This is a genomic window from Providencia sp. PROV141, from assembly GCF_028481645.1.
Classification (GTDB): Bacteria; Pseudomonadota; Gammaproteobacteria; order Enterobacterales; family Enterobacteriaceae; genus Providencia; species Providencia rettgeri.
This window is the reverse complement of the sequence record NZ_JAMPPR010000031.1, coordinates 20,982-46,083: the sequence shown is the minus strand read 5'-3', so window position 1 is coordinate 46,083 and position 25,102 is coordinate 20,982. Positions and strand designations below refer to the sequence as shown.

Below are 25,102 nucleotides of genomic sequence, written 5' to 3'. Positions count from 1 at the left end.
CTATCAAGGCTTTTTTATTACAATACAATTCATGAATAATAAATTTTTTAATTAAAAAAATTCATCATCTCGCCAGTTTTTTACATTGAGCTCTCAATGAATTTATGCTTATATTACTGTGTTTTTATACAGCCATATTATAAAGAAAAGGGAAATATATGTTAAAAGTCATTGCGGAAGATTTCATTCAAAGTGAAGCGATTGAGATTGTTATGCCGTTATATCGTGAATTGGTCGCTGCGACTAAACTAGAACCATTGTGTATCAGTTATGACCTTTACGTTGACCAAAAAGATCCTGGGCACTTTATTTTTATCGAGGAGTGGCCAAATCAAGAAGCACTCGATATTCACTGTGCCAGCGAACACTTCAAACGCCTCGTCCCCCTAATCAACAGTTATAAGCGTTCTGACCCTATTATCAAACTGATGAATGGTGCTTTTGAATAAGCACATTAGCTAAACATGCCCCCAATCATATAACTAGAACCCGTGCACAACACTACAGGCCGAACTCTGATATCGACAAACCTACATAATCCTCTAAATAGTTCGACCTGTCGCTAGGCGGCGAGCTAAACAAGACCCTAGGAGCATACACAAGTATGTGACTAGGGCGAGTGTGCGACGCCAACAACGCGACAGGCCGAAATATGACGAGGATTTTTAGAACCAAGGAGCTTGGGTCATCACCGAACCATAAAACAAGGCTCTGCCAGCTAACTCTCCGCTAAACATCGCCAACATTATCAATACAAGTAAGACTGCGGATGGTCGCTCCTTGTATGCTTTTATCACCATAATGCAAGGCAATATCATACTCATCACTACTTGCCACCACAGCAAGTAGCTCCCGCCTTGGCTTGCAGGTAATTGTAAGCGAATAATCTGTGCAATTAATACCAATGCAACACCTATCAGCACGCCGACTTTAATTGTCGAGGGTAATAACTTGCCTTGCCCAATAACAAATAAGGCCACTAGACTAAAACCAAGGACAATTGCACTACCTATAAACGCAATTTGTGTTGCTGGTGTATGCCATAATGGGTGAGCAACCATTTGATAATAGACTTGTGCCGTGACAAGTATAGCGGCTAATCCACCAATCCCACTGATCCAGCCTAATATCGTGTTGCGTGTGTTTACTGTAGGTTGCAGCCAGCAAGATAGAGCCCACAAAGTGATAACACCATTTAATAATACAAATGTCACTGCTTCGCGACTTAGCCATGAATGACTTAACCCCAGAACGGAACGGTATGCTTCAAGAGGCACACCTAAATGCCCCATTGACATCGAAGAACCAATAACTTCAATCAGCCATATCAATAGCACTGCACGACGTAATACAGCGCCTGATAATAGGGATTCCTGACTAGCTTTCATTTGGTAAATGGTTAATGCGAGAACAGCACCAATCCCCCACTGGCTCATCACTGTAAAAAATACCAGAGGGAGTTCCATATGTTTAATATCCATGATTAGTCCTCCATCCCAATAATCACAATGTTTGGATTGCTGATCGTGTGGTCTGGCATATTATAACGCTGTTCCAGTACCGCCCAGTTTGTCGTGTGCTTCTTACGCAATTCGGTAATGTCGCCAAACTCAATGGCACCCGTAGGGCAAGACTCCACACACCTTGGCTGTAGGCCTTCATCTAACCGCTCCGCACACATATTACACTTGCTGGTTTTCCCTTCTGCGGGGTCAAACACAGGGGCATGATATGGGCAGGCCATAATACACATCTGGCAACCAATACATTTTTCATGATCTTGAACGACAATACCGTCCGCCCGTTTAGTATAGGTGTCTGCTGGGCAAACTTTTAAACATTGTGGGTCATCACAATGGTTACAAGACATCGTAATAAATGCTTGAGTATTCGGTGAATCATCGTTGAATTCGCGAACTCGACGCCACAAGACACCCGGCGGGGTCACATTCTCAGATTTACAAGCCATTGAACAAGTGCGGCAACCATAGCAATCTTTTGTATTTATTAAGAAACCATATTGCTTGACCATGATTAAGCCTCCCTTCTTACATCAACTAACGTACTATTACAGCAGTGCCCCGTTCCCAAATGTTCAACTTGGTCATTCGTGACATGACTGCTACTTCCCCCTTGTTGTTCCCACCAGCCGTTATCCAGTGAAATTACGCCTTTTTTAATATGCGTTGTCACAACAGCAATGGCTCGGTGTTCTCCTCGGTCATTAAAGGTGACTGCCCATTCCCCATTCTTAATACCTCTAGATTTGGCATCTTCTGGGTGAATCAAGACATTCGGCTGGTTTCGTTGTACTTCGAGGATCCATTCATTCATTCCATGACTTGAGTGCACACTACGCGCTAACTTGCGCTGAACTGCCATCAAAGGATACTTTTTGGCTAATTCAGGTGAACCTTTAACAGACTCGGTCACTTGGTAGTATGCGACGACAGGTGAGAAATTTTTCTTTTGCCAATCTTCAACAAACAAGTGTGCTTTTTTGGTTGATGTCCTAAAAATACCGTCTTTGAATGGTATCCAATCCCCTTCTACCGGCCGTACGGGGCCTTTTTCCAACATTTGGCGAGTAATACCAGAGCCGACTAAACAAGCATCAATATAGTGCTCTATTGGCTTATTAAATACGTCGCCAAAGCCGAAACGTTCTGCTAATCGAGCAAAAATCCAATAGTCTGGTTTTGCTTCACCTGCTGGCTCAACCGCCTTTTCCATTAATTGGACATATTGGCTACGAACGCCCGCCATCAAGCTGGTATCTTCAAAAATAGTGGTCACAGGTAAAACTAAATCAGCATATAAGGCGGTTGAGCTCATGAGATTATCTGCTACCACAACAAATGGAACTTTTTTTAGTGCTTCGCGAACCTTGTTGGTATTCGGCAATTGGGTCATAACCCCCATCGTCATAATCCACCAGAAATTAATCGGATGTGGCTTTTCATTGACGATAAAGTCGCCAACTTTCGCAACAGGAATGGGAGGAATATTTTTCACATTCGGTGCTGGTGGCACTATTGGGCTAAAGTTAGCCATTTGCCGAGCTCCACCAGCATCACAAACACCCGCCCCTCGTTTACCTATATTTCCAGTCAATAAGGCGAGATAGAACTGGCTTCCTGCAACATAAGCACCATGTTCGGTTCGTTGTGCTCCTGACATATTTTGCACAATCATTGACGGTGTTATTGAGGAGTAATCCCGAGCAAGACGTACAATAGTTTCCACTGGAATATCCGTTTCTTCACTGACTCGGGCAATATCCCAACCTTTTGCTTGTTGATAAATTTGTTCAAAAACAGTGGTATAACTCAAATCTTCAGGAAGTTCATGTTGGAAAAGTGCCGGTTTAATGCCCGGTGAATCATGGCGAACTAACTGTTTGCTTAATGTGTCGAAAACTAAATAGCTGTCCTTATCATCTTTGTTCTGCCTAACTTGTTTTTGGTCCGCATCAACCAAATAAACCGCGCCAGTATGAGCCCTCAAGAAATTTTCATCTATCCGGTTTTCTTCAATAATGATTTTAATCATCCCTAAAGCAAGCGCGGTATCTGTCCCTGGAATAATCGGTATCCATTCGTCTGCTTTTGCCGCAGTTTCACTAAAGCGCGGGTCGATAACCACTAATCGAGCGCCATTTTTTCTCGCTTGGTTATAATTTTTAAAATAGGCTTGCATCGTAACAGCTGGGTTATTGCCCCAACACAGGATATAACGGCTATCCGCTATCGTATCGCGGGTATCTGCATACCTCAGCCCGAGCATCGGGATCATCGCAGCTGTTACAGCAGAGCAACAAAGTGAACCCGCTTGTTTCGTTGACCCGCCTAAATAATCAAAGAAGGCCTTCCCCATATCATTTTTAATTGAGTCCATATTTCCAGCATGAGTGGAAATAAACAACCCTTCATTGCCATATTTATCAATGGTCTCTCTGATATTTTTTTCAATAAGATCCAGCGCCTCATCCCAACTTATCGGTTTGAATTCAGCTTTACCTTTTTCGCCTACTCGTAGTAATGGTGTTTTGATGCGTTGATCATGATAGACCCATTTAGTTCGGCTGATTCCTCGCAAGCAACATTTGACATTAAACCCTTCCGTCGCCTGAATTTTCATCAGCTTACCTTGGTAGGTATATGCGGTTAGGTTGCAATGCAAACACTCCATTGCACAGGTTGACCGAAATGTTTTGTAGTCCGACAGTTTGAGTCGCACTTTAGGTAAGGGTTGATTGCTGTTTCCTTGTGCATAAGAACAGGGTGCGATACTCGCCAACCCCACAACGCCAAGCCCTTTGAGTAGAGTTCGGCGTTTTAAACGTAGTGAATTTATCGTTTTCATTATAGTAAACCTCGACATTGCCTTTATAAGTACACTATATATATACTCCATTCACCAAAGATGAACTTGAGTGGCATCAATAATTCTATCTATTTATAGGTAATAACGTACTACTGCTTTCGGGTTACTTTTTTGCTTTGTCGGGTCGTTAGCAGCACAAGGCAACTCATGGTAAAATTTCAGGACTTGTTAAACTGAGGTTTATGTATGTCTACTCTGCAAGGTGTTAATTCTGTTGATATAGCCGTAAGCATTTTAAATTATATTGCTCAAAATGGGGGCATTGCTCGCGCAGCGGATATTTCAAAAGGTTGTGAGATATCAAAAAGCCGTCTACATAAATATCTGGTTTCACTGTGCCGTACACAAATGCTGTACCAAGATTCTCAAACTAGCCGTTATGGTTTAGGCCGCAATTTAACCTTCTTAGCTAATTTTGTTAAACCTGAAGACTCTTACATCGAAACCATTAACAATAGTTTGATTCAATTTCGTGATGAACAGAACGTCTCAACAGGTATAGCCACGCGTCTAGGGAAGGCTCTTTCTTTAGTGAAATATAATCGTAGCTTCAAAAATATTGAAATTGACTTTTTACCTAATACGCCATTACCTGTCGTAAAAAGTGCAGCTGGGTTGGTTTATTCCGCATTTGATAACCAATTTGGCTCGAATTCCTATTCGCAAGACGAAATTAATAAAGTTATCCAACAAGGTTATGCCATCCGTTACCAACCAACTGAAGGTATTCCCGGAGCGCAATCTATTGCGTGCCCTGTATTTAATGGTGAAGGCCAGCTTGTCGCAGCAGCAGTGACGATGGGATTTATTGCAGAAAATGAAATGGAAAGGTTAGCAACCGCATTAATCAAACAAGTTAATCGGTTAAATTTATAATAACTACGCGTGGTCAATGTTATCTATCGACTCAAGCCAAAAACAGTAAAGCCGAGATGACCTCGGCTTTACACGGTAATTATTTCACATCAATACGCGGTAATTCACCCATCTCTTTGAGCTTTTTCGATATTTCACGACGTTCTTTGGAGAGTTCAGCGTTCTTGATAATATAATCATCAACACGATCATCATAATCACTACGCATATTCGCAATAATTGCCTGAATATCTTCAATCGACATACCTGGTTTTATATATTCACTCAAGTTATCCAGCAGCAAAACACGCTTCTGGTTATCACGAATTTTTTTCTCATTGTCGGTGATTTCACGACGAATTTTATTTTTGCGACGAAACATACGCACAAATTCCAGAACATTTTGGAAAGACGGCTTGTTAGCGTTGTCCATGTTTAAAACCCTCTAGTCAATATTCAAAACGCATTATCTATTAACACAATACAATCTAATCCTATTGAGTTACAAGCCCGTTTCGCATATTTATCAAATTATTCCGCTGAAAATTGATTTCACTTTATACTTTAACGACCAAATTTTCGGAGTGATCTTCATTACATTTATTTGTTTGATCTTTTTCTCTGATTTCTTGATTGCCTGCCCCATCACCTCTGAGACAAAATGCAGATAATATCGTCGTAATAATAACAAATATCCCCATGACCAGATAGGTATCAGCAAAACCAATTTTATCATACCCCCAACCCGCTAATGGCGATAAAATACTTGCAACGACAGAGCTCATGCAACTAAAGCCAACCAAATAAAGTGTCGATGACAAACGTTTATCGAAATGAAGACTGTTATATTTAAAAATCGCGACTAACAGAATCGGGAGCTCAACGGCATGCAGTAATTTCATTATCGATATCATAATCGCGCCATCAACTAACCCTGAACCAATAATGCGTAGTGCCATTACAGAACTCGCAAACAACAATCCATTTTTAGCACCAATTCGGTTGACGACAAATGGCGCTAAAAACATGCCTCCTGCCTCCAAGAAAACCTGCAATGAATTTAGATAACCGTACATCTCATTACCTAATTGCTCACTTTGAAACTGATGGGCAAAATACACCATAAATTGCTGGTCATACACACTGTATATACAGGTTCCTAATACAAACAATATCAAAGCCCAAAAATGGGGTTGTACAAACAATTGCAAAGCATCTTTCACCGTGATGGCTGAAGGTTTACCATGTTCAAGGCTATTATACGCATCTGCGTTTGCCGTTTTTAAATTCAATAAAATAACTAAAAATAATAAGCCTGAAACGGTTGCCATGATAAAATTGTAATCAGGGTTCAGGTTAATATTACGCCCAGCAAAAAACGTTGCGCTTGCCCACCCCAATGAGCCCCACATCCTCGCTTTTCCATATTCAAAATTACGTAATCGGCTGACTCGCTCTGTATAAGATTCAAGAACACCAATGCCCGCATGAAAAGTCATGCCAATAAACAAGCCACCAATAACACTGCCTAAAAATACATTCCATCTTAGCAGCGTACCGAAAACCATAAAAAATGGGCCAGATGAAATCAGTAGTACTGCAATAAATAACAGTAAATTTTTTCGTAATCCTAATTTATCTTGCATAAACCCATAGAGTGGCTGTGCGCAAAGTGCCACAATCGAAATACAAGAGAAAATAAATCCTGTATCCGCACCATCCAAGCCAACATATTTACGCAGCCAGATTGCAATGACAGAAAACGTTGATGACCACGTGAAAAAGAAAAAAAACAATAATGCACTCAAAGAGGCATAGTACTTTCTTGAACCACGATTCATATTTCATCACCTATCAAAAATTATCCTGATGAAATGTTAAGGTTAACATTGATTTCAAACCACAAAATAGCCTGTTAATTGTGATGTTAATCACCGATGTTAACGTTAACAGTCAATATATGTGATATCAATCACGATATACTCTCACTAATTGATGACGAATGTCTGCTGGGTAAAATATTTCATCAAATCATCCAAGTTACGGGCTCTCAATCTCACCCGCTCAATATCAGATAGCCTTGGTTTAGCTTTTACGGTAGATAAGGTATCATTAATCAACAAGGTATAGTGAATAGCAATAAATTGACCACTATCAATCTACTATATAACCATCAAAATGGTGAAAACGTTGCAAGATAATAAAAAACAACCGACTTTTTTTATTCATGACTATGAAACCTTTGGTAAGCGCCCTGCTCTCGATAGACCTGCGCAATTTGCAGGGGTCCGTACTGACCTTGATTTTAATATCATTGAAGAACCCGAAGTTTTTTATTGTGCTCCGGCTGATGACTATTTACCGCAACCTGAAGCCGTCATGATCACTGGGATTACCCCGCAGGTAGCATTATCTCAAGGCATTAATGAAGCCGAGTTTGCTAAACGAATTCATGCGGCTTTTAGTGTCCCTAATACCTGTATTATGGGCTACAACAATATTCGTTTCGATGATGAAGTTACGCGTAATATTTTTTACCGAAATTTTTACGACCCATATGCTTATAGTTGGCAACAAGGAAATTCGCGTTGGGATTTACTCGACACTTTGCGTGCCTGTTTTGCGCTTCGCCCTGAAGGTATTCAATGGCCAGAAAATGAAGATGGCTTACCGAGTATGCGTTTAGAACATTTGACCAAAGCAAATGGGGTTGCTCATGAAAATGCGCACGATGCAATGTCTGACGTTTTAGCCACTATTAATATGGCAAAACTATTGAAAGCCGCTCAACCGCGAATGTTCGATTACTTTTATCAGCTAAGAAACAAAAACAAAATAAGCCAACTTATTGATATTGTAGAAATAACACCATTAGTTCATGTGTCTGGTATGTTTGGCGCATTGCGTTCTTATGTCAGTTTAGTCGCTCCGCTTGCTTGGCATCCTGATAACAAAAATGCCGTCATTATGTGCGATTTATCTGCCGATATCTCACCATTAATTGAGTTAGATGTTCAACAATTACGTACCCGATTATATACGCCTAAAGCTGAATTGGCGGGCGCTTCTCCCGTTCCTGTAAAATTAGTTCATATTAATAAATGCCCAATTCTAGCGCCAGAAAAAACACTGCGGCCAGAAGATGCACAGCGAACAGGTGTTGACCGTGACTTGTGTATGCGTAATCTGGAAACCTTACGCAAGCACCCTGAAATTCGTAATAAATTAATTGAGTTATTTAGCGAGCCTCAAATATTTGCCGAGTCAGACGATGTCGATACACAAATTTATAATGGTTTTTTCAGTCCTTCTGACCGCTCAACTATGGATATTATTCGTGAAACTTCCCCACAGAACTTACCTGCATTGGAATTAAGTTTTGAAGATAAGCGCATGAAAGAACTTTTCTTTCGCTACAAAGCACGTAATTACCCTGCAACCTTATCTTATGATGAACAGCAGCGCTGGTTACAGCACCGTAGAGACTACTTTAATGAAGAGCGTTTAACAGAATACATGCAACAAATACAACTATTACTTGTAGAGCATCAACATGATGAAAAGCGTTGTCAGCAATTAAAAGCATTGATTAATTATGCGAGAGATCTCGCCAGTTAATTTAGCAATAAAAAAGGCAGATATTGAAATGTTTACCAATACCTGCCTTTTTTCATTTATATGACATGTGCCTTAATGGTCATGAGAATGACCGCAACCACAATCCCCTTCCCAATTTTTACGTTTAGTTGTTTTACCTAAACCAGGGTTCATTGTGTTTGTTGGGTCAGATTGCTTGTAGAATGATTTCAATTGTTCAGGAGCTTTATACAAATGTCCTACGTTATGCTCTGCAGGATATTGAGCGCCTCGCTCATCTAACAAAGCTAACATTTTTTCTTTTAGCTCTTTCGGGTCTACGCCTTTTTTCAATACATAATCCTGATGCATAACATGGCACATAAAGTGGCCACAATATAATTTATGCACCAATAACTTTTCAATTTCTGGTGGTAACGTTTCAAACCAATTTCTATCATTACGGCGTAATGCGATATCAAGAGGTAAAACATCTTCCACATCTTTGTTATGAACAGCATGATAACGAACCGCAGAACCCGCAGCTGCAAAACGATGTAAAAACGCTTTTGCTCCCTCCTCGGGGGTACATTCAAAATAGCCGCCATCTGCGCTTGAAAAATAAGATTTTAGCCAAACTTTAGCTTCCTCAATGCCATCTCCGGCCATTTTCAACATTAAATGGTGTTCGTAACGATCACGGAATTCTTTCATACGAGGTGGTAAATGGGAGGGCCATAATTTACTGAGAACTTGCATAGTACGGTCAATCAGATTTGATGGCAGGAATGGAACTTTATTTAATACCGCATCAATTCTCCCTTTAATGGTGAAAAACATTGGCATTTTGTCAGTGCCGAATTTATCAATCATTAAAAAGGTATCTTTGCCATAAACTTCTGCAATATCGAAGCAACCACGGTGCATATATTCCCCCGCTACTGGCAGGTTTTTAAATTCACTCAAAATATAACGACGTATATCTTCCAAAACATCTGGATTATTAGAACCGATATAAAATACCTGTGTTTTTTTATCTGCTGGGAAGGTATCTAAACGAACAGCAAATACGGCTAATTTTCCTGCGCACCCTGATGCTTCAAATAGACGACGCTCATCTGCGTTAAAGCGTGATGGCGTATCTGCATCGACATCACGAACGCGTTCTGCATATTCGTGATCAGACGCTAATTTATCGCTAACTTGCACGTCTTCACTGCTATAACCGCGATTTTGCAGGTTTGTCAGAATTTCTTCTGGAGTGTTCCCTAAATCGATACCAAGATGATTTACCAATTCTACTTTGCCATCATCACTGACTCGGCCATAGAGAGCCAGCTCAGTATAAGCAGGACCTCGGCGTACTAGCGACCCTCCAGAACTGTTACAAATCCCCCCAACGACAGAGGCACCAATACACGAAGACCCAATCAAAGAGTGTGGTTCGCGCCCTAATGGTTTTAAGATTTTTTCCAGATCGTACAAAGTGCTTCCCGGCATCGCAACCACTTGGTTAAATTCCGGTAAAACTTGAATTTGGTTTAATTTCAACGTACTAATGATGACAATATCGCGGTCATAGTCATAACCGCTCGGTGTTGACCCTTCGGTTAACCCGGTATTCGCCGCTTGCATTAGGACAATTTTATCCGCTTCAACACACGCTTTGAAAACATACCATTGTTCTAGCAATGTTGTTGGAAATACAACCGCGATTGCATCCCCCATACCAGAGCGAAAGCCTTTGCGATAACGCTCTGTTTTATGCGGCTCTGTTAAAATATTTTTTTTGCCAACAATATTCCTAAGCGTCAGTAATAATCGTTGATTCTCAGGTTTCTTTGCATCATTCATTTGTGTGCCTTATTCATCGAATTCGTAATTATCATAGTTATACATTATGTGTTGTAACAACAATATCACATAATATTATGATGTTAATAGGCTACACGCTTTATCTTAAATAATTCTTAACGGGTAAAAAAATAGCGCCTCAAGGGCGCTATTTTATCAATTCTGATTTCAGTTCTAATTTCGGTTATATTCAAAATAGTTCGCGTTGTAGCAAGGCGCCGAGCAAAACGATCATGGGAAGCATACATAAGTATGTGACCCTTGTAGCTTTGTGAATACAACACCGCTACCGCATGAAATATGAAGTACGGCCTATCTATTTAAAAGCGAAATTTTAGGTATATTTAAAAACGAGATTTTAGATATATTCAAAATAGTTCGCGTTGTAGCAAGACGCCGAGCAAAACGATCATGGGGAGCATACATAAGTATGTGACCCATGTCGTTTTGAGAACGCAACGCAGCTACAGCCCGAAATATGAAGAATATAGTTACACGTCACTCATTTGCGGCATAGGCCGCTTAAACATACGCGTTAAAACAGCCATATACACTAAACCAACCGCAGTCCAGACTAGGCCATATACCATTGAATCTTCTTCAATATTTAGCCATAACACACAGACTGTTAATGTCCCGATGACAGGTAAAATCAAATAGTTAATGATATTTTTAGCCCCAGTCATACGGCGTTCACGAATAAAGAATTGGCTGATAACCGAAATATTCACGAAGGTAAACGCGATTAGAGCCCCAAAGTTAATTAACGCGGTTGCAAAATCCATTTCAAACCAGATAGCGCCTAGTGCTAAGAAACCAACCATTAATACGTTATATGCTGGAGTGCGCCACGTTGGGCTAACATAACCAAATACTTTTTCTGGGAATACCCCATCACGCCCCATGACATACATTAAGCGCGCACTACCCGCATGAGCCGCCATACCTGACGCTAATACCGTAACACATGAGAACACCAGAATGATTGACTGGAAGAATGCTCCAGCAACAAAACGCATAATATCTGGCTGTGTCTCGTTAATATTCTTAAAGCGTGATACATCAGGGAAGTATTGCTGTAAGAAGAAAGAAACGGTAATAAAGATAACACCACCAATTAACGCAGTTAAGAAAATAGCCCGCGGGATGACTTTACCCGCATTTGGCGTTTCTTCTGACAATGAGCTTAATCCGTCGAAACCTAAGAATGAGAAACAAAGAATTGTTGCCCCAGCTATCAGCGGGATCACTTCGGTTTTTTCATTCGCAAATGGGTTAAATGTCCAAATCTCACCTGAACCTTCACCATTCGAAACACCGTGAATAACTAAGCCCGTAAAGACCGCCATGACACCAACTTGGATAATCGCAATCACGGTACTTAAGTTCGCTATCACGTTGATACCGCGTAAGTTTGCTGCCGTCATCAATATGACTAGACCCACAACAAAAATCGCTGGTTCAACATTAGGGAAAATATCTTGTAAATAAATTTTAGCCAATAAGATGTTGATCATTGGCATAAAAATATAGGACAGCAAGGATGTCCAACCCACCAAGAAGCCAATATGAGGGCTCATTGATTTTTGGGCGTAAGTGTACGCTGAACCGGCTGATGGGAAACGTTTCACCAATTTACCGTAGCTCAGAGCAGTAAACAGTATCGCAGCAAGTGCAATAATGTATGAAGTTGGAACATGTCCACCGGTTTTATCTGACACCATTCCGAAGGTATCAAATATCGTCATTGGCTGGATATACGCAATACCGATCATCACTACTTGCACCAATGTTAAGGTTTTTGCAAGTTGTACGCGGTTATTCGCACCCGTTTGATTGTGACCGATGTCTAATGGAATTGGAGTATTATTTTGCACGTCTAAGCCCTCCCATAACTTTCGATTGCATACTACTTCGGCTTAATCGACAGTTACTGGGAAGACTTTGCATCTGCCTATAGGCAGAGAAAAACGAAGAGAGGGAGAAAGGCGTGTGAGCGAAGCCACCGAGAGCCCCATAGTCATCGATACGGCAGCCGCCAGTGCCTGGCCCTGCTGCGAATGCGAAAAAGTAAGCCATAAAAGCATTCCTCAAATCGGTAGCGAAAAATGTTTGCTACACGTAAATATTAAAATTATCTCTCCGGCTCTATGTCCGGCCCCGCTAGAATGAACGTTCCTAAAAACAAAAAAACCGATGCTTCATTTAATTAAGCATCAGTTATTTTTTAGTTCGCGCATTTTGCACGCCATAACTCGAAATAGCAAGTTAAATTGTTAACAAATCACCCTATTTTCCATGAGAAATTTTGATTATTTCTGACTTTTTGCCATATCTGCTTATAACCTCTTTTTCTTATGATTTTTATCAGGTTTTAATCAACAAAAAACCCTTTGGTAAAAGCCAAAGGGTTTGGATTAATCGAAATTATTTTTTCGATTAGAAGTTGTAGTTGATACCGATATTGTAGCGACGGCCTTCTAATTCAGCACCGTAGTTTGCAGTATCAATACGACGGTCTAAGACGTTATAGACACCACCAACTAAATTCGCATTTTTATTTAATTGATAGCTCGCGCCTAAATCAAATAATGCATATGATGGCGTACCTTTGCTCATTGCTTGTCGACGACCTTGGTAATCAGATGTCTTGCCCCTAAAGTTCATTCGAGTCCAAGTTTGTAAGTCTTCAGTCGTATCCCAAGTCAATGTCGAATTAACCATATGTTTAGGTTGTTTATTTAACGCTTTACCTTTATTTACACCGCTTTTTTGTTCAGTATCAGTGAAGGTATAGTTATTTGTGAACGCTAAATTATCCAGAATGTTCCAATTAAATGTAGCTTCAATCCCGCGCATATTTGCTTTGCCAATGTTAGTACGATCACTAACAAAATCATAATCACGATCAATTGGGTTACTTGAAGTACTACATTTATTACTACTATCTTTGTTATCACAACGTGTGATTTCAGTTATTTTATCTTTGAAATCAGTATTATAAATACTTAGACTTGCTGTTAAATTTTCTTGATTATTCCAAATAACCGCAATCTCTTCAGTTACACTTTTTTCTGGTTTCAAACTAGGGTTACCAAAAATGACGCCATTTGATTGGCCACCACCCGTACCTTGCCCCCAATTTGCAGACGATTGGCGTAAATCAGGTGCTTTATACCCAGTTGAAACCCCACCTTTAACCGTCCATTGTTCATCAAGATGCCACACACCATATAAGCGCGGAGTCCAATGGGTACCGTAGTTTTCGTCTTTATCCATACGAACACCACCTGTTAACGCAAAGTCATTGGTCATCAACCATTCGTCCTCTGCGAATAATGCCCAGCTGTATCTGTCTAGAGAACTAGCCTTTAGTTTATTCTGCTCATCTTCCAATTTTTCTTTACGGTATTGTCCACCAAGACTTAGACTATGATCACCCAGCAAAAATACGCTTTGATTACGCATAGTCGTATCTTTTGATTTCATTTTACGACCAATATTCTTAGCTTCATCATGCTGAATATAGGTATCTGTAGAAAAACCGTCGTATAAACCATAATGCGTTAAGGCAACGTGTGTATTTTCAAATTTCTCTTTATTCTCAGTTTTTGCAGTGCTACTTCTTGAATAACCATATCGTGAATCACGATGCTGATTATCTTTTTTGAAATCTAAATCAAAGGTATTTTTATCATCCGGTGTCCAAGACAATGTACCGCCACCACTTGTCATAATTTGACGATTAAAACCACCTTCATATTTGTCTTCACCACGCTGTGAATACTGACCTTGCAGCTTAGCCCCCAATAACCCATCAATTAATGGTCCAGAGGTATAGAAACTGCCTTGGCCTGTATTCCCTGAATTTTTACGTTCAGTGAGTGTAGTATCTGCACGTAAACTGGTCGTCCACTCTTGTTGTACGCGACGAGTGATTATATTGATTACCCCACCCATTGCATCTGAACCGTACAGCGATGACATAGGGCCACGTACCACTTCAATACGTTCAATCGCCGGTAATGGTGGTAACCAACCTTGTTCAATACCTGAATTATCACTATTTGGGCGAGTTGTACGTGTATCAACACGTTTACCATCGATTAAAATCATGGTGTATTTAGCATCCATACCTCGAATACTAATGTCAGAGCTACTGCCGCCGCCAGTCACTAAAACACCCGGTACATCTTTTAATGCGTCAGTCACATCACGGTAAGCTTTAGTTTCGAGTTGTTCGCGCGTCACAACAGAAATAGACGCAGGTGCATCTTCAATTTTCTGTTGGTAGCCTGATGCCGTTGTCACATAGATTTTATCTTTGCTGTCATCAGCAAATGCAGGCGCCGCAGCAATAGCCGCAATAATGCTAATTGCCACTTTTCTTTTATTAAAAACAACCATTCCCAACTCTCCAAGAGATATTTTGTTTTATATATGAATTGATTTGCTCACATTGATTTCATTGAATCAAAAAATATTTTTATTATTTAGGCATTTAAATACCCATAGGAAATTCATGGTAAAAAACCATTTTATAATTCAATTAAATTTCCTGTGGGTAATTACTATTAATTAATATTTAATTTTTTAATATTGCGCCCTCTATATTTTATTTAATGTGCTTGCCAAGTGCTGCAAGCACACTATTCTATTACTATATTAACTTGCTAATTTATCAACCAGCCCATCAATTAAAACTTGTGGCACACCTTGCGAACAACGTTCGATACGACCGCGCACACCATAAACCTCAGCAAGGCTTTCAGGGGTAATAACCTCAGCGGGCTCGCCTTGAGCAATTAAATTGCCTTGCTTCAACATTAATACATGCTCCGCATGTTTGAGCGCAATATTAATATCATGAACCACCACAACCGTTATTATATTTCGACGTTTCGTCTCTTTCGCAACTAAATCCATCACATGATATTGGTAATTTAAATCCAGCGCACTTAACGGTTCATCTAATAACAATAAGTTGGGTTGACGAATTAAAGATTGTGCCAAACCCACTAATTGTTTTTGACCACCTGAAAGTTGGTCTAAATAACTTAACGCCAAATGTTCAATACCCAATTGACGTAATAATCCCATTACTTCGTCTTTACTATTCTCATTGCTCAAACCGCCTGAAGCACGTTGAGCAACAATCACTGACTCTAAAACATACAGGTGCACACCAGCAGGTAATGTTTGCGGTAAATACACCACATTTTGTGCTCGCTGGGCAAAACTCTGTTGGGTTAAATCCTGACCATCCAGTAACAACTGCCCTGTTGCCTTATTTAACCCCGCCAACGAACGCAACAATGTGGATTTGCCACTACCATTTGGCCCAAGTAATACCGTGATCTTGCCGCGAGGCAAGATATCCGTCGATAGGTTCTCAATTACGAGGCGTTTAGGGTAACCTGCATTAAATTGGTTAATAATCAGGCCACTCATGATACGTTCCCTCTATGACGTAAAATAATACTTAGGAAGAACGGTACACCAACCAACGAGGTTACGATCCCAACAGGGATAATCACACCCGGAATAATATTCTTCGACGCTATTGAGGCCATGGATAAAATTAACGCCCCAATTAATGCACTTGCAGGCAGATAAAAACGGTGATCTTCACCAAAAATCAACCTTGCAATATGTGGCGCAACTAAACCAATAAAGGCAATAGGGCCGACAAATGCCACTGCTAGCGCCGATAAAATACTGATGCGTAATAATGTTGTTAACCTTAAACGTCGCACATCAATACCGAAACTGATCGCCCTATCCTCACCCAATCTTAAAGCCGTTAGCTTCCATGAACTCATCATGGCAATTGGGAAAATAAGTGCGAAAACTAATGCCATCACCCCAAGTTTCACCCAAGTCGCTTTTGATAAACTGCCCATTGTCCAAAAGACTAAACCTTGCAAGGTATCTTCTGTTGCGATGAATTGCATCATGGAAACCAATGCATTAAAGGTGAACACAAGCGCAATACCAAACAGTACGACACCTGAAGTTGCTACGCGCGTCCAACGAGTTACTGCATCTAACATCAGCGCGGCTAACAGGGCAAAAATAAAGGCATTGGCTGATATCACCCATTGGTCAGGTACACCTGGAATTGCAATGCCAGAAACAATCGCTAATGCGGCACCGAATGCCGCGGCATTAGATACCCCTAACGTAAATGGGCTCGCTAATGGGTTATTGAGGATTGTTTGCATTTCAGCGCCAGCAAGCCCTAATGACATGCCAATCACGACTGCCATCAATGCGTAAGGCAAACGAATATCCCAAACAATGACACGTGTTCCTGCATCAACCGCCTCTGGAGTCATCAACGTTTGCCATAAACGCTCGAGAGATAACCCTGATGGCCCCAAGGTAAAATCTATAACCAGTGATAATAAAATTGCCGCGATGATAACAGCTATCCATGTCAATCGACGGCGTAACATATTTTGATAATGTTGTTTTACATTATCGTCAGCCTGAATTGCAGATTTTTCAGCCGTAACCATTGGCTCGCTCGTAATACTCATCAATTCTTACCCGTTTTCATTACTTTTCGCTGACCCAATATACACCGGTTGGTTCAATGGCGAGAAACTCTCTATGTAATTCTTCTAGTGTTTTTTGCGGTTCTAGATCGGCAAATTGTTCTGGATAGAACCATTTGGCGAAAACTTGCGTCGCAATCACATTGTATGGAGAGTTATAGTAATTGTGCCAAATAGCATAATCTTGTTTATCTTTTATGGCTGATAACGAGCTAATCCCTTTACGTTCAGTAATTTTTTTCAGGCTTTCTTGTGCATCAGCTAATGTGCTTTGTGCGCCTAATTGAACGCCTGCATCTTTACTACCTGGCGCTTTTGCACCAGATGCAATGTAAATATTTGGGTCTGCAGCAATGATTTTCTCTAAGTTCATCGTACCAAGCGCGCCCGGCAAAACGTCTTTAGCGATATTTTTACCACCAGCTAAATCAATAAAGTTCCCCATATTTCCATCACCAGCGGTACCACAGCAATCTTCAAAAGCACCAGCGCGTAATTCAATAAAAACACTTGGTTTTTTATCTTCTGGTATTTTCGAGGTAATATCAGTGACTAATTTTTGGTTTCTTTCATAAAAATCGACATACTTATTTGCTGCCTGTTCGCGGTTCAACGCTTTACCAAGTAAACGCATACTTGGTAATGTGTTTTCCAGTGGTTTATCACGGAAATCCACAAATACGACAGGTACACCAGCTTTTTCGAGCTGGTTAACTAGTTCACTATTTTTACCCGGCCCATGGCCTGACAAACCAAAAATTGCAATATCTGGGTTTAAGGTTAATACTTTTTCTGAACTGACACTATCTGCACTGGTATTACCAATTAATGGAATGTTATCAATTTCAGGAAATTTAGCTTTATAAACAGCATAGGTTTGCGGGTCTAGTTTTCGAAGGTCACCTTGCCACCCTACAATACGCTCAATGGGTTTATCGCCTTCTAGCAGAGCTATTGCACTAAATAGGCGCCCTTCGCCTAATAAAATGCGATTAACATTATCAGGAACCTCAACAGTACGACCTGCAATATCAGTCACCGTTGCGGCCCAAGCGCTCATACTGGCACTTGCTAATAACGCTAAACTTATTCCTTTTACTACCGACCTAGCTACAGACTTCTTGGCTACCGACGACATAGTATTGAGCTCCACTCTTAACCTCATTGACTTACTTTTTTATGCGGTAACAATAAAGCAAATAAGAATACTTATCAATACGATTATTAGTTTAATCATGGCTTTCATCAATGGAATTCTGTGACCATCATCGTAAACCCAAACATTTAGCCTATTTTACCGCCTAAATGCAGGTTTATTGCGCTATATATAAAAAACAGCACCCTAATAAGGGTGCTGTTATTGATGATAGATATTTTAAAAAACTATTTATCTAAATTTTCGCGGTAACTTGGAAAGCTCATGTCTTTATAACGGATAAACGTCGTTTTCTTCGCTATCTTATAACCAAACCAAATTGCTAAAAATAACGGAATTCCAATATAAGTTGCGGTAACCCCTACCCAATCAATTTTATCTTCTAAAAAAGCTTGGTAGTTTTGGCCTAACGTGATTGTTAAGCACAAAATAAAGGCAAAAATAGGGCCGATTGGGAAAAAGCCTGAACGATAAGGTAAGTCATTAAGATCTCTCCCTTGAGCAATATAGCCCCTACGGAAACGATAATGGCTAATAGCAATACCTAACCAAGCAATAAACCCTGTCATCCCCGATGTATTTAATAACCACAAGTACACCGTTTGGTTGCCAAACATGGAACTTAAGAAACATAGCCCTGCAACAACCGTCGTTGCTAACAGCGCATAACGAGGTACGCCGCCTTTAGATAAACGGGCGAAAATACGCGGGGCCTTACCTTCTCGGGCTAAGGTATACAACATACGCGTTGATGCGTACATACCGGAGTTACCTGCCGATAATACCGCCGTCAAAATAACCGCATTCATTACCGCAGCCGCAGATAATAAGCCTGCATTTTCAAATACTAAAGTGAATGGGCTTACACTAATATCTTTGACATCATTACGCAGTAAGCTTGGATCAGTATAAGGGATGATCAAACTAATAATTAAGATTGCAAAGATATAGAATAACAAGATACGCCAAAATACTTTGCGCACTGCTTTTGGAATATTTTTAGCGGGGTCTTTCGATTCACCCGCAGCAATACCGATTAATTCAGTTCCTTGGAATGAGAACCCAACAATCATTGCTACACCAATCATGGCTGAAAAACCACCAGCAAAAGGCGCATCACCAATTTCCCAATTATGCCACCCGGCATTTTCCGCACCGCTCATGATGCCAAAAATCATTAATACGCCGACAACAATAAAAATGACGACTGTAGTGACTTTTATTAATGAGAACCAGTATTCAGCCTCACCAAACCCTTTAACCGAAATGAAATTCAGTAAGAAAATAATGGCAAGGAAAATGGCGCTCCAAATCCAACCCGGGGTATCTGGGAACCAGTAAGTCATCACTAATTGAGCGGCAACTAAGTCAACAGCAATAGTCACAGCCCAGTTGTACCAATAGTTCCACCCAAGTGCAAAGCCAAAGCCTTCATCGACATATTTTGCACCATAGGTTGCAAATGAGCCTGAAACAGGCATATAAGCGGCTAACTCACCTAAACTGGTCATCAAAAAATAGACCATTAAACCAATGATAGCATAAGAAAGGAGTGCTCCACCGGGGCCTGCTTGTGCAACCGTTGCCCCAGAGGCAACAAATAAACCTGTACCGATGGACCCACCGATAGCAATCATCGCAAGATGGCGTGCCTTTAACTCACGGCGTAGTCTTTGTGGGCCGCCCTGCGAGATAGTATTGGTATGTTGTTCTGACATTTGTTCCCTGCATTTTATTATTCAGCTAATATCGCAGGGATTCTAGCAAAATAGACTGTGAGAACTAAGCAACTCTTCACTGTTATAAGATACCTTCATAATTCACACAAAATTATAAGTAAAATGCGTTATTGCCAAAAGTTGAATATTGTTTCTTTAACATCTAAGGAAAACTTGGCGTATTTATCCCTCTGAATACTTAGTCCGTCGCGAGGCATCAAATGATTAATATGTGACTTGTGTAATCGAATGCAGCCAACAACGCGACGGGCGAAAAGATAATGAGAGTTTTTAGTTACAATATGACAGTAGGTTAGTAATCGCATTCGAAAGATGCTTTTGGCGGTGATAAATCAAATATAGCGTTCTTTCTAAATGAAGTTCATCTATTTTTAGTTCAACTAGAGAGCCATTTTCTAATTGTTCTTCGATCACTCGACGAGATAAACAACTTATGCCTATTCCATAACGAACTGCATGTTTGATCGCTTCTGAATTTCCTAGCTCCATTAAAATATGAAAGCCAGGAAGATGTGCAAATAATAATTGGTCGAGCACATCCCGCGTACCTGAACCTCTTTCACGCAAAATCCAAGGTGCATCACGTAAATCTTTTAAAGAAACTTTTTTATTCGCCAATGGATTTTGGGGTGAAACAAAAATAACGAGTTCATCTTTTAACCATGCTTTAGAAATTAATTCAGGGCTATGACAAACACCTTCGATTAACCCAACATCAGCTCTAAACTCCATGACTGCTTTAATAATTTCTTCTGTGTTACTGATAAAAAGCTCTAAAGGAATATCCGGGTGGTCATGACGGTAACCCGCTAAGACTTCTGGTAAAATATAATTACCAATCGTTGTACTTGCTGCAAGACGTACGGCGCCCATCTCTTTTTTAAATAGTTGCTCGACTTCTAACCCTTGCTCCAATAAAGCTAAAGCTTTGGGATATAGCAGCCTTCCGTGCTCATTCGTAACAAGTCGTTTACCCACACGGTCAAATAATTGAACGCCTAATTGACCTTCTAAATCCGTTAGCGACGCGCTGACAGCCGATTGTGAAAGCGCTAATAACTGAGATGCCTGCGTCGTGGAGCCACTTTTTAATACTTCCGTAAAAACCTCAAGTTGCCTAAGTGTAATTCGCATAAAGGTAAGCCCCAACGTGATTTTTAGTATTTGTAATAATAATGTTAATATTAACGATTTATTCGCAATATTCCAGAAGAAACTTATAATCTATTTTGGTGGTAGATTATATAAAGATAATCAATTTAAATTATTATTACTTTTGTTATATCCTTATTACTAAATCTTATAAGCGGTAATAAAGAGTATTATCATGAATAAAAGTGACACCAACACCCTTGAGCAGAATAGCCTAAACCCTATATTTAAACTCATACCAGGTATTATTCTAGCGGGTATTCTAACTGCTATTGCAATTTACCTCGGTGACCAACCCTGGTTTATGGAGATCGGTTTAGGTGCATTAACCCTCGCAATATTGTTAGGAATTATTGTCGGGAATACTTTTTACCCCGTAGCCAGTCAATCTTGTGATGCTGGCATTAAATTTGCCAAACACTATTTCTTACGCGCTGGAATTATCTTGTATGGCTTTCGCCTTACTTTCCAACAAATCACTGACGTAGGCGCTACTGGTGTAATTATTGATGCTTTAACATTAACATCGACATTTTTATTAGCGTATTGGCTAGGTAAAAAAGTGTTCGGTCTTGATGAAGAAACAACATTATTAATTGGCGCAGGTAGTAGTATCTGTGGTGCAGCCGCGGTCATGGCAACTGAGCCTGTCGTTAAAGCTTCTGCGAGTAAAGTCGCTGTTGCCGTTTCAACCGTTGTTATTTTTGGTACGATTTGTATTTTTGTTTACCCTTGGATTTACCAATTAAACGCGCACTTTGGTTGGTTTCCAGCAACAGAAGAAACCTTTGGGATTTACATTGGTTCAACGGTACATGAAGTTGCGCAGGTTGTTGCAGCAGGCCATACGATTGGTACAGACGCAGAAAATGCCTCTGTCATTGCCAAAATGATCCGTGTCATGATGCTTGCGCCATTTTTAATTATTTTATCTGCGTTTTTAAGCCGTAAAACGGTCGCTAACCAAACAACAAAGACCCAAAAAAGTAAAATTACTATTCCTTGGTTTGCTGTATTTTTTATTGTGGTCGCAGGTTTTAACTCACTCAATTTACTGCCTCAGGCATTAGTACAGCAAGTTATTGCTTTGGATACCATTTTACTTGCTATGGCAATGGTTGCTTTAGGGTTGACTACCCATGTTAGCGCTATTCGCCAAGCGGGGATTAAACCATTACTAATGGCGTTGATACTGTTTGTTTGGTTGATAGTTGGCGGACTATTAATTAACTTACTGATTCAAAACATTTTTTAATCTACATTCTCCTCGTTTTTAGCCACCTTAACCGGTGGCTTTTTTGTTGATTTCATTTATTCGCTTATTAATGGCATACTCCAATAAAAAGGAGTCAAAAATGAAATATATTGGAGCACATGTCAGCGCCTCTGGTGGCGTTGACCAAGCCGTTATTCGCGCACATGAAATCAACGCAACCGCTTTTGCATTGTTCACCAAAAATCAGCGCCAGTGGAAAGCCGCACCACTGAGCGAAGAAGTGATTAAAAAATTTAAAGATAACTGCAAAAAATATGGATACGGTAAGCACCAGATCCTGCCCCATGACAGCTATTTGATCAATTTAGGTCATCCTGAATTTGAAGCTCTAGAAAAATCTCGGGTCGCTTTTATCGATGAAATGCAACGCTGTGAACAATTAGGTATTGATTTACTTAACTTCCACCCGGGCAGTCATTTAAACAAAATTGAAATTGACGACTGTTTAGCGCGGATTGCTGAATCTATTAATATCGCGCTTGCTGAAACCGAGGGGGTGACTGCTGTCATTGAAAATACGGCTGGGCAAGGTACTAACTTAGGTTTTGACTTTACACATCTCGCAAAAATTATTGATGGGGTGAAAGATAAAAACCGTGTAGGTGTGTGTATCGATACTTGTCATGCTTTTGCCGCAGGTTATGACCTACGCACTGCCGAAGATTGTGACAAAACATTTGGCCAATTTGCAGAGATTGTCGGGTTTGAATTTCTAAAAGGAATGCACCTTAATGATGCGAAAAGTGAATTTGCCAGCCGTGTCGACCGCCACCATAGTTTAGGTGAAGGGAATATTGGTTTTGTACCATTTACTTACATTATGCAAGATAGCCGCTTCGATGGTATCCCTTTGATTTTAGAAACCGTAAACCCTGATATTTGGCCACAAGAAATTGCGTGGTTAAAAGCACAGCAAAATAATTAGCGATTTAGACTATTTTCTAATAATAAAACCCCCACATTTATCATGTGAGGGTTTTATTTGAACTGAATGAACTATAACGATTTCATTTCAATTTTTGCCATCATATCCGCTAATTTATTTCTATTTTTTAAGCCAACATCTGGCTGGGAAACTGAGAGTGCAGAAATTGCGGTCGCCATACGTAAGGTATGCTCACTAGACTCACCATTGAGTAACCCATAAGCTAGCCCTGCAACCATCGAGTCACCAGCTCCAACCGTGCTTATCACTTCACAATGTGGTGGTTTAGCTAGCCAAGAACCTGACGCATTAACCCACAGCGCCCCTTCTTCCCCTAACGATATAACAACATGGGAAATGCCTTTATCTCTTAATTCATGGGCAGCAGCTACAACATCTTGTAAGTCTGGCAGTTTTCGACCAACCCAACTTTCTAGCTCATGACGATTAGGTTTTACTAGCCATGGTGAGGCTTTTAAACCTGCCTTTAAGGCTTCTCGGCTGCTATCAAAAATAATACATGGGCATAATTGACGAAGGCGAGTCATCCAACGAGTAAATTCTTCTGGATCAATACCACTTGGCAAACTTCCGCTGACCACAACCATATCGAAATGGCCTAGCCAATTGAGTGATTCAGTCGAGAAACGGTTCCAATCTTCTTTGCTGACCTCAAAACCTGAAAAGTTGAAATCCGTCGATTCCCCATTGTTTTCAGTAAGTTTTACGTTAATTCGTGTTCGTCCTGGCACCATACTGAAGCGGTTAGCCATGCCATTTTCACTGAAAAAATGTTGGAATTCTTCTTGGTTATCCTTTCCCATAAAACCACTAACAGTGATATCAATACCTAAGTCACGGAGTACTTTTGCGACATTGACCCCTTTACCACCCGCATTGAGGCTAGCGGTTTTGACTAAATTGACTTCACCAACTTCGATTGTAGAGCATAAGCCCACAAGGTCGTAAGCAGGATTTAATGTAATTGTAGCAACCCGGCGAGTCATAACCACTAATCTCCCTTATCATGATTATCGTGTCTTTAAATTTAAGTATAGTTATAACATTAAAGCATATTGTTTTCAGTGATATTTGTACTTTTTCCTGCTTGTTTTTCTATAAGATCATGTCAGGATCAGCACGCTAAAATATAAAATAATAAGGAGAATATATGTCTGAGCCTGCTTACGTCGTCGTTGGTGTCGGTGTGCTAATCACTAACAAGCATGGGCAAATTTTGGTCGGTAAACGCAGCAGTAAACATGCGCCCTATTGGTCCATTTTCGGCGGACATGTCGACCCTGGTGAATCTTTTGAAACCTGTGCAATTCGCGAAATAAAAGAAGAGATAGGTATTGATATCCAAGCCCCCATAGTGTTTGGTATCAGCAATAATTTACAAACTCACCAACAAGAAGGTAAACATACCGTTTCTGTTTGCATGCATGTTGAATATGACGGTGTTGTGGAACCTCAAATTATGGAAGCAGATAAATGTGAAAGCTTAATGTGGGTTTCACCAGACAAACTTCCAGAACCTCATTTTGAAGCTAGTCGCAACGCGGTTGACCTCTGGCTAACACAACGCTTCTATCGCCAAAACACCTAATTAATCGTAAGCGT

Annotated in this window: 21 protein-coding genes; 6 read left to right on the top strand and 15 right to left on the bottom strand. The window is 40.3% G+C overall.

Annotation, left to right across the window (positions count from 1 at the left end):
* Nucleotides 1–158 precede the first annotated feature (158 nt).
* Nucleotides 159–449 carry a putative quinol monooxygenase gene (locus PSF09_RS18590; protein ID WP_272664680.1) on the top strand — a complete coding sequence of 97 codons (291 nt, stop codon included), beginning with the start codon at nucleotides 159–161 and terminating at the stop codon, nucleotides 447–449.
* A gap of 216 nt (nucleotides 450–665) precedes the next feature.
* Here the strand turns inward: PSF09_RS18590 and PSF09_RS18585 are convergent, their stop codons facing one another.
* The 3 genes from PSF09_RS18585 to PSF09_RS18575 are packed head-to-tail and all read right to left on the bottom strand — an operon-like array spanning nucleotide 666 to nucleotide 4,365.
* Nucleotides 666–1,481 (bottom strand): dimethyl sulfoxide reductase anchor subunit family protein, encoded by an 816-nt coding sequence (locus PSF09_RS18585; RefSeq protein ID WP_272664679.1) that lies wholly within the window; start codon nucleotides 1,479–1,481, stop codon nucleotides 666–668.
* Nucleotides 1,482–1,483: 2 nt separating this feature from the next.
* Entirely contained in the window at nucleotides 1,484–2,032 is a 549-nt protein-coding gene (locus tag PSF09_RS18580; RefSeq protein ID WP_272664678.1) for a 4Fe-4S dicluster domain-containing protein, read from the bottom strand.
* Between the two features lie 2 nt (nucleotides 2,033–2,034).
* On the bottom strand, nucleotides 2,035–4,365 hold the full coding sequence (locus tag PSF09_RS18575) for a molybdopterin-containing oxidoreductase family protein (protein WP_272684296.1): 2,331 nt from the start codon (nucleotides 4,363–4,365) through the stop codon (nucleotides 2,035–2,037).
* A 207-nt stretch (nucleotides 4,366–4,572) separates the two neighbouring features.
* Between PSF09_RS18575 and PSF09_RS18570 the strand changes: the two genes are divergently transcribed.
* Nucleotides 4,573–5,262 (top strand): helix-turn-helix domain-containing protein, encoded by a 690-nt coding sequence (locus tag PSF09_RS18570; RefSeq protein WP_272664676.1) that lies wholly within the window; start codon nucleotides 4,573–4,575, stop codon nucleotides 5,260–5,262.
* 79 nt (nucleotides 5,263–5,341) lie between these two features.
* Here PSF09_RS18570 and tmaR read toward each other — a convergent pair whose 3' ends face one another.
* Both tmaR and PSF09_RS18560 read right to left on the bottom strand, forming a co-directional pair.
* Nucleotides 5,342–5,674 (bottom strand): PTS system regulator TmaR, encoded by a 333-nt coding sequence (tmaR, locus tag PSF09_RS18565; protein WP_004253179.1) that lies wholly within the window; start codon nucleotides 5,672–5,674, stop codon nucleotides 5,342–5,344.
* A gap of 124 nt (nucleotides 5,675–5,798) precedes the next feature.
* The gene (locus tag PSF09_RS18560) at nucleotides 5,799–7,082 is read right to left on the bottom strand and encodes an MFS transporter (RefSeq protein WP_272664675.1); all 1,284 of its coding nucleotides are present in this window, start codon (nucleotides 7,080–7,082) and stop codon (nucleotides 5,799–5,801) included.
* Nucleotides 7,083–7,431: 349 nt separating this feature from the next.
* Here PSF09_RS18560 and sbcB point away from each other — a divergent pair, with 349 nt between their 5' ends.
* The gene (gene sbcB / locus PSF09_RS18555; RefSeq protein ID WP_109911592.1) at nucleotides 7,432–8,859 is read left to right on the top strand and encodes an exodeoxyribonuclease I; all 1,428 of its coding nucleotides are present in this window, start codon (nucleotides 7,432–7,434) and stop codon (nucleotides 8,857–8,859) included.
* 72 nt (nucleotides 8,860–8,931) lie between these two features.
* Here sbcB and dld read toward each other — a convergent pair whose 3' ends face one another.
* The 9 genes from dld to yieE all read right to left on the bottom strand — a co-directional run bounded on the left by dld (nucleotide 8,932) and on the right by yieE (nucleotide 21,260).
* Nucleotides 8,932–10,671, bottom strand: coding sequence for a D-lactate dehydrogenase (gene dld / locus PSF09_RS18550; RefSeq protein ID WP_272664674.1), 1,740 nt, complete (start codon nucleotides 10,669–10,671; stop codon nucleotides 8,932–8,934).
* 491 nt (nucleotides 10,672–11,162) lie between these two features.
* Nucleotides 11,163–12,548 (bottom strand): APC family permease, encoded by a 1,386-nt coding sequence (locus tag PSF09_RS18545; RefSeq protein ID WP_210836272.1) that lies wholly within the window; start codon nucleotides 12,546–12,548, stop codon nucleotides 11,163–11,165.
* Nucleotides 12,538–12,750: a hypothetical protein gene (locus PSF09_RS18540; RefSeq protein ID WP_272664673.1), complete on the bottom strand. Its 213-nt coding sequence runs from the start codon at nucleotides 12,748–12,750 to the stop codon at nucleotides 12,538–12,540. The genes PSF09_RS18545 and PSF09_RS18540 overlap by 11 nt, the downstream gene beginning before the upstream one ends.
* 360 nt (nucleotides 12,751–13,110) lie before the next feature.
* Nucleotides 13,111–15,078 (bottom strand): ligand-gated channel protein, encoded by a 1,968-nt coding sequence (locus PSF09_RS18535; protein WP_272684295.1) that lies wholly within the window; start codon nucleotides 15,076–15,078, stop codon nucleotides 13,111–13,113.
* A gap of 258 nt (nucleotides 15,079–15,336) precedes the next feature.
* Entirely contained in the window at nucleotides 15,337–16,125 is a 789-nt protein-coding gene (locus PSF09_RS18530) for an ABC transporter ATP-binding protein (protein ID WP_272664797.1), read from the bottom strand.
* The gene (locus PSF09_RS18525) at nucleotides 16,119–17,213 is read right to left on the bottom strand and encodes a FecCD family ABC transporter permease (protein ID WP_210836275.1); all 1,095 of its coding nucleotides are present in this window, start codon (nucleotides 17,211–17,213) and stop codon (nucleotides 16,119–16,121) included. Before PSF09_RS18525 ends, PSF09_RS18530 begins: the two co-directional genes overlap by 7 nt.
* Before the next feature lie 19 nt (nucleotides 17,214–17,232).
* Nucleotides 17,233–18,369, bottom strand: a complete 1,137-nt coding sequence (locus PSF09_RS18520) for an ABC transporter substrate-binding protein (protein ID WP_272684294.1) — start codon at nucleotides 18,367–18,369, stop codon at nucleotides 17,233–17,235.
* Between the two features lie 245 nt (nucleotides 18,370–18,614).
* Complete coding sequence (locus PSF09_RS18515; RefSeq protein ID WP_210836279.1) at nucleotides 18,615–20,105, bottom strand: amino acid permease; 1,491 nt, start codon at nucleotides 20,103–20,105, stop codon at nucleotides 18,615–18,617.
* 291 nt (nucleotides 20,106–20,396) lie between these two features.
* On the bottom strand, nucleotides 20,397–21,260 hold the full coding sequence (gene yieE, locus PSF09_RS18510; protein WP_004911888.1) for a DNA-binding transcriptional regulator YeiE: 864 nt from the start codon (nucleotides 21,258–21,260) through the stop codon (nucleotides 20,397–20,399).
* A gap of 193 nt (nucleotides 21,261–21,453) precedes the next feature.
* On the opposite strand from yieE, the gene PSF09_RS18505 reads away from it, so the two are divergent.
* Nucleotides 21,454–22,533, top strand: coding sequence for a YeiH family protein (locus PSF09_RS18505; protein ID WP_272684293.1), 1,080 nt, complete (start codon nucleotides 21,454–21,456; stop codon nucleotides 22,531–22,533).
* Nucleotides 22,534–22,633: 100 nt separating this feature from the next.
* Entirely contained in the window at nucleotides 22,634–23,479 is an 846-nt protein-coding gene (gene nfo / locus PSF09_RS18500) for a deoxyribonuclease IV (protein ID WP_196719444.1), read from the top strand.
* 71 nt (nucleotides 23,480–23,550) lie between these two features.
* On the opposite strand, the gene fruK is transcribed toward nfo, so the two are convergent.
* Entirely contained in the window at nucleotides 23,551–24,486 is a 936-nt protein-coding gene (gene fruK / locus PSF09_RS18495) for a 1-phosphofructokinase (RefSeq protein ID WP_004253135.1), read from the bottom strand.
* A gap of 164 nt (nucleotides 24,487–24,650) precedes the next feature.
* Between fruK and PSF09_RS18490 the strand changes: the two genes are divergently transcribed.
* Nucleotides 24,651–25,088 (top strand): nucleotide triphosphate diphosphatase NUDT15, encoded by a 438-nt coding sequence (locus PSF09_RS18490; protein ID WP_272664669.1) that lies wholly within the window; start codon nucleotides 24,651–24,653, stop codon nucleotides 25,086–25,088.
* Nucleotides 25,089–25,102: the final 14 nt, after the last annotated feature.

Coding starts and splice junctions, on each gene's coding strand:
- PSF09_RS18590 (WP_272664680.1), top strand. CDS start 159: ATGTTAAAAGTCATTGCGGAAGATTTCATTCAAAGTGAAGCGATTGAG.
- PSF09_RS18585 (WP_272664679.1), bottom strand. CDS start 1,481: ATGGATATTAAACATATGGAACTCCCTCTGGTATTTTTTACAGTGATG.
- PSF09_RS18580 (WP_272664678.1), bottom strand. CDS start 2,032: ATGGTCAAGCAATATGGTTTCTTAATAAATACAAAAGATTGCTATGGT.
- PSF09_RS18575 (WP_272684296.1), bottom strand. CDS start 4,365: ATGAAAACGATAAATTCACTACGTTTAAAACGCCGAACTCTACTCAAA.
- PSF09_RS18570 (WP_272664676.1), top strand. CDS start 4,573: ATGTCTACTCTGCAAGGTGTTAATTCTGTTGATATAGCCGTAAGCATT.
- tmaR (WP_004253179.1), bottom strand. CDS start 5,674: ATGGACAACGCTAACAAGCCGTCTTTCCAAAATGTTCTGGAATTTGTG.
- PSF09_RS18560 (WP_272664675.1), bottom strand. CDS start 7,082: ATGAATCGTGGTTCAAGAAAGTACTATGCCTCTTTGAGTGCATTATTG.
- dld (WP_272664674.1), bottom strand. CDS start 10,671: ATGAATGATGCAAAGAAACCTGAGAATCAACGATTATTACTGACGCTT.
- PSF09_RS18540 (WP_272664673.1), bottom strand. CDS start 12,750: ATGGCTTACTTTTTCGCATTCGCAGCAGGGCCAGGCACTGGCGGCTGC.
- PSF09_RS18535 (WP_272684295.1), bottom strand. CDS start 15,078: ATGGTTGTTTTTAATAAAAGAAAAGTGGCAATTAGCATTATTGCGGCT.
- PSF09_RS18525 (WP_210836275.1), bottom strand. CDS start 17,213: ATGAGTATTACGAGCGAGCCAATGGTTACGGCTGAAAAATCTGCAATT.
- PSF09_RS18520 (WP_272684294.1), bottom strand. CDS start 18,369: ATGTCGTCGGTAGCCAAGAAGTCTGTAGCTAGGTCGGTAGTAAAAGGA.
- PSF09_RS18515 (WP_210836279.1), bottom strand. CDS start 20,105: ATGTCAGAACAACATACCAATACTATCTCGCAGGGCGGCCCACAAAGA.
- yieE (WP_004911888.1), bottom strand. CDS start 21,260: ATGCGAATTACACTTAGGCAACTTGAGGTTTTTACGGAAGTATTAAAA.
- PSF09_RS18505 (WP_272684293.1), top strand. CDS start 21,454: ATGAATAAAAGTGACACCAACACCCTTGAGCAGAATAGCCTAAACCCT.
- nfo (WP_196719444.1), top strand. CDS start 22,634: ATGAAATATATTGGAGCACATGTCAGCGCCTCTGGTGGCGTTGACCAA.
- fruK (WP_004253135.1), bottom strand. CDS start 24,486: ATGACTCGCCGGGTTGCTACAATTACATTAAATCCTGCTTACGACCTT.
- PSF09_RS18490 (WP_272664669.1), top strand. CDS start 24,651: ATGTCTGAGCCTGCTTACGTCGTCGTTGGTGTCGGTGTGCTAATCACT.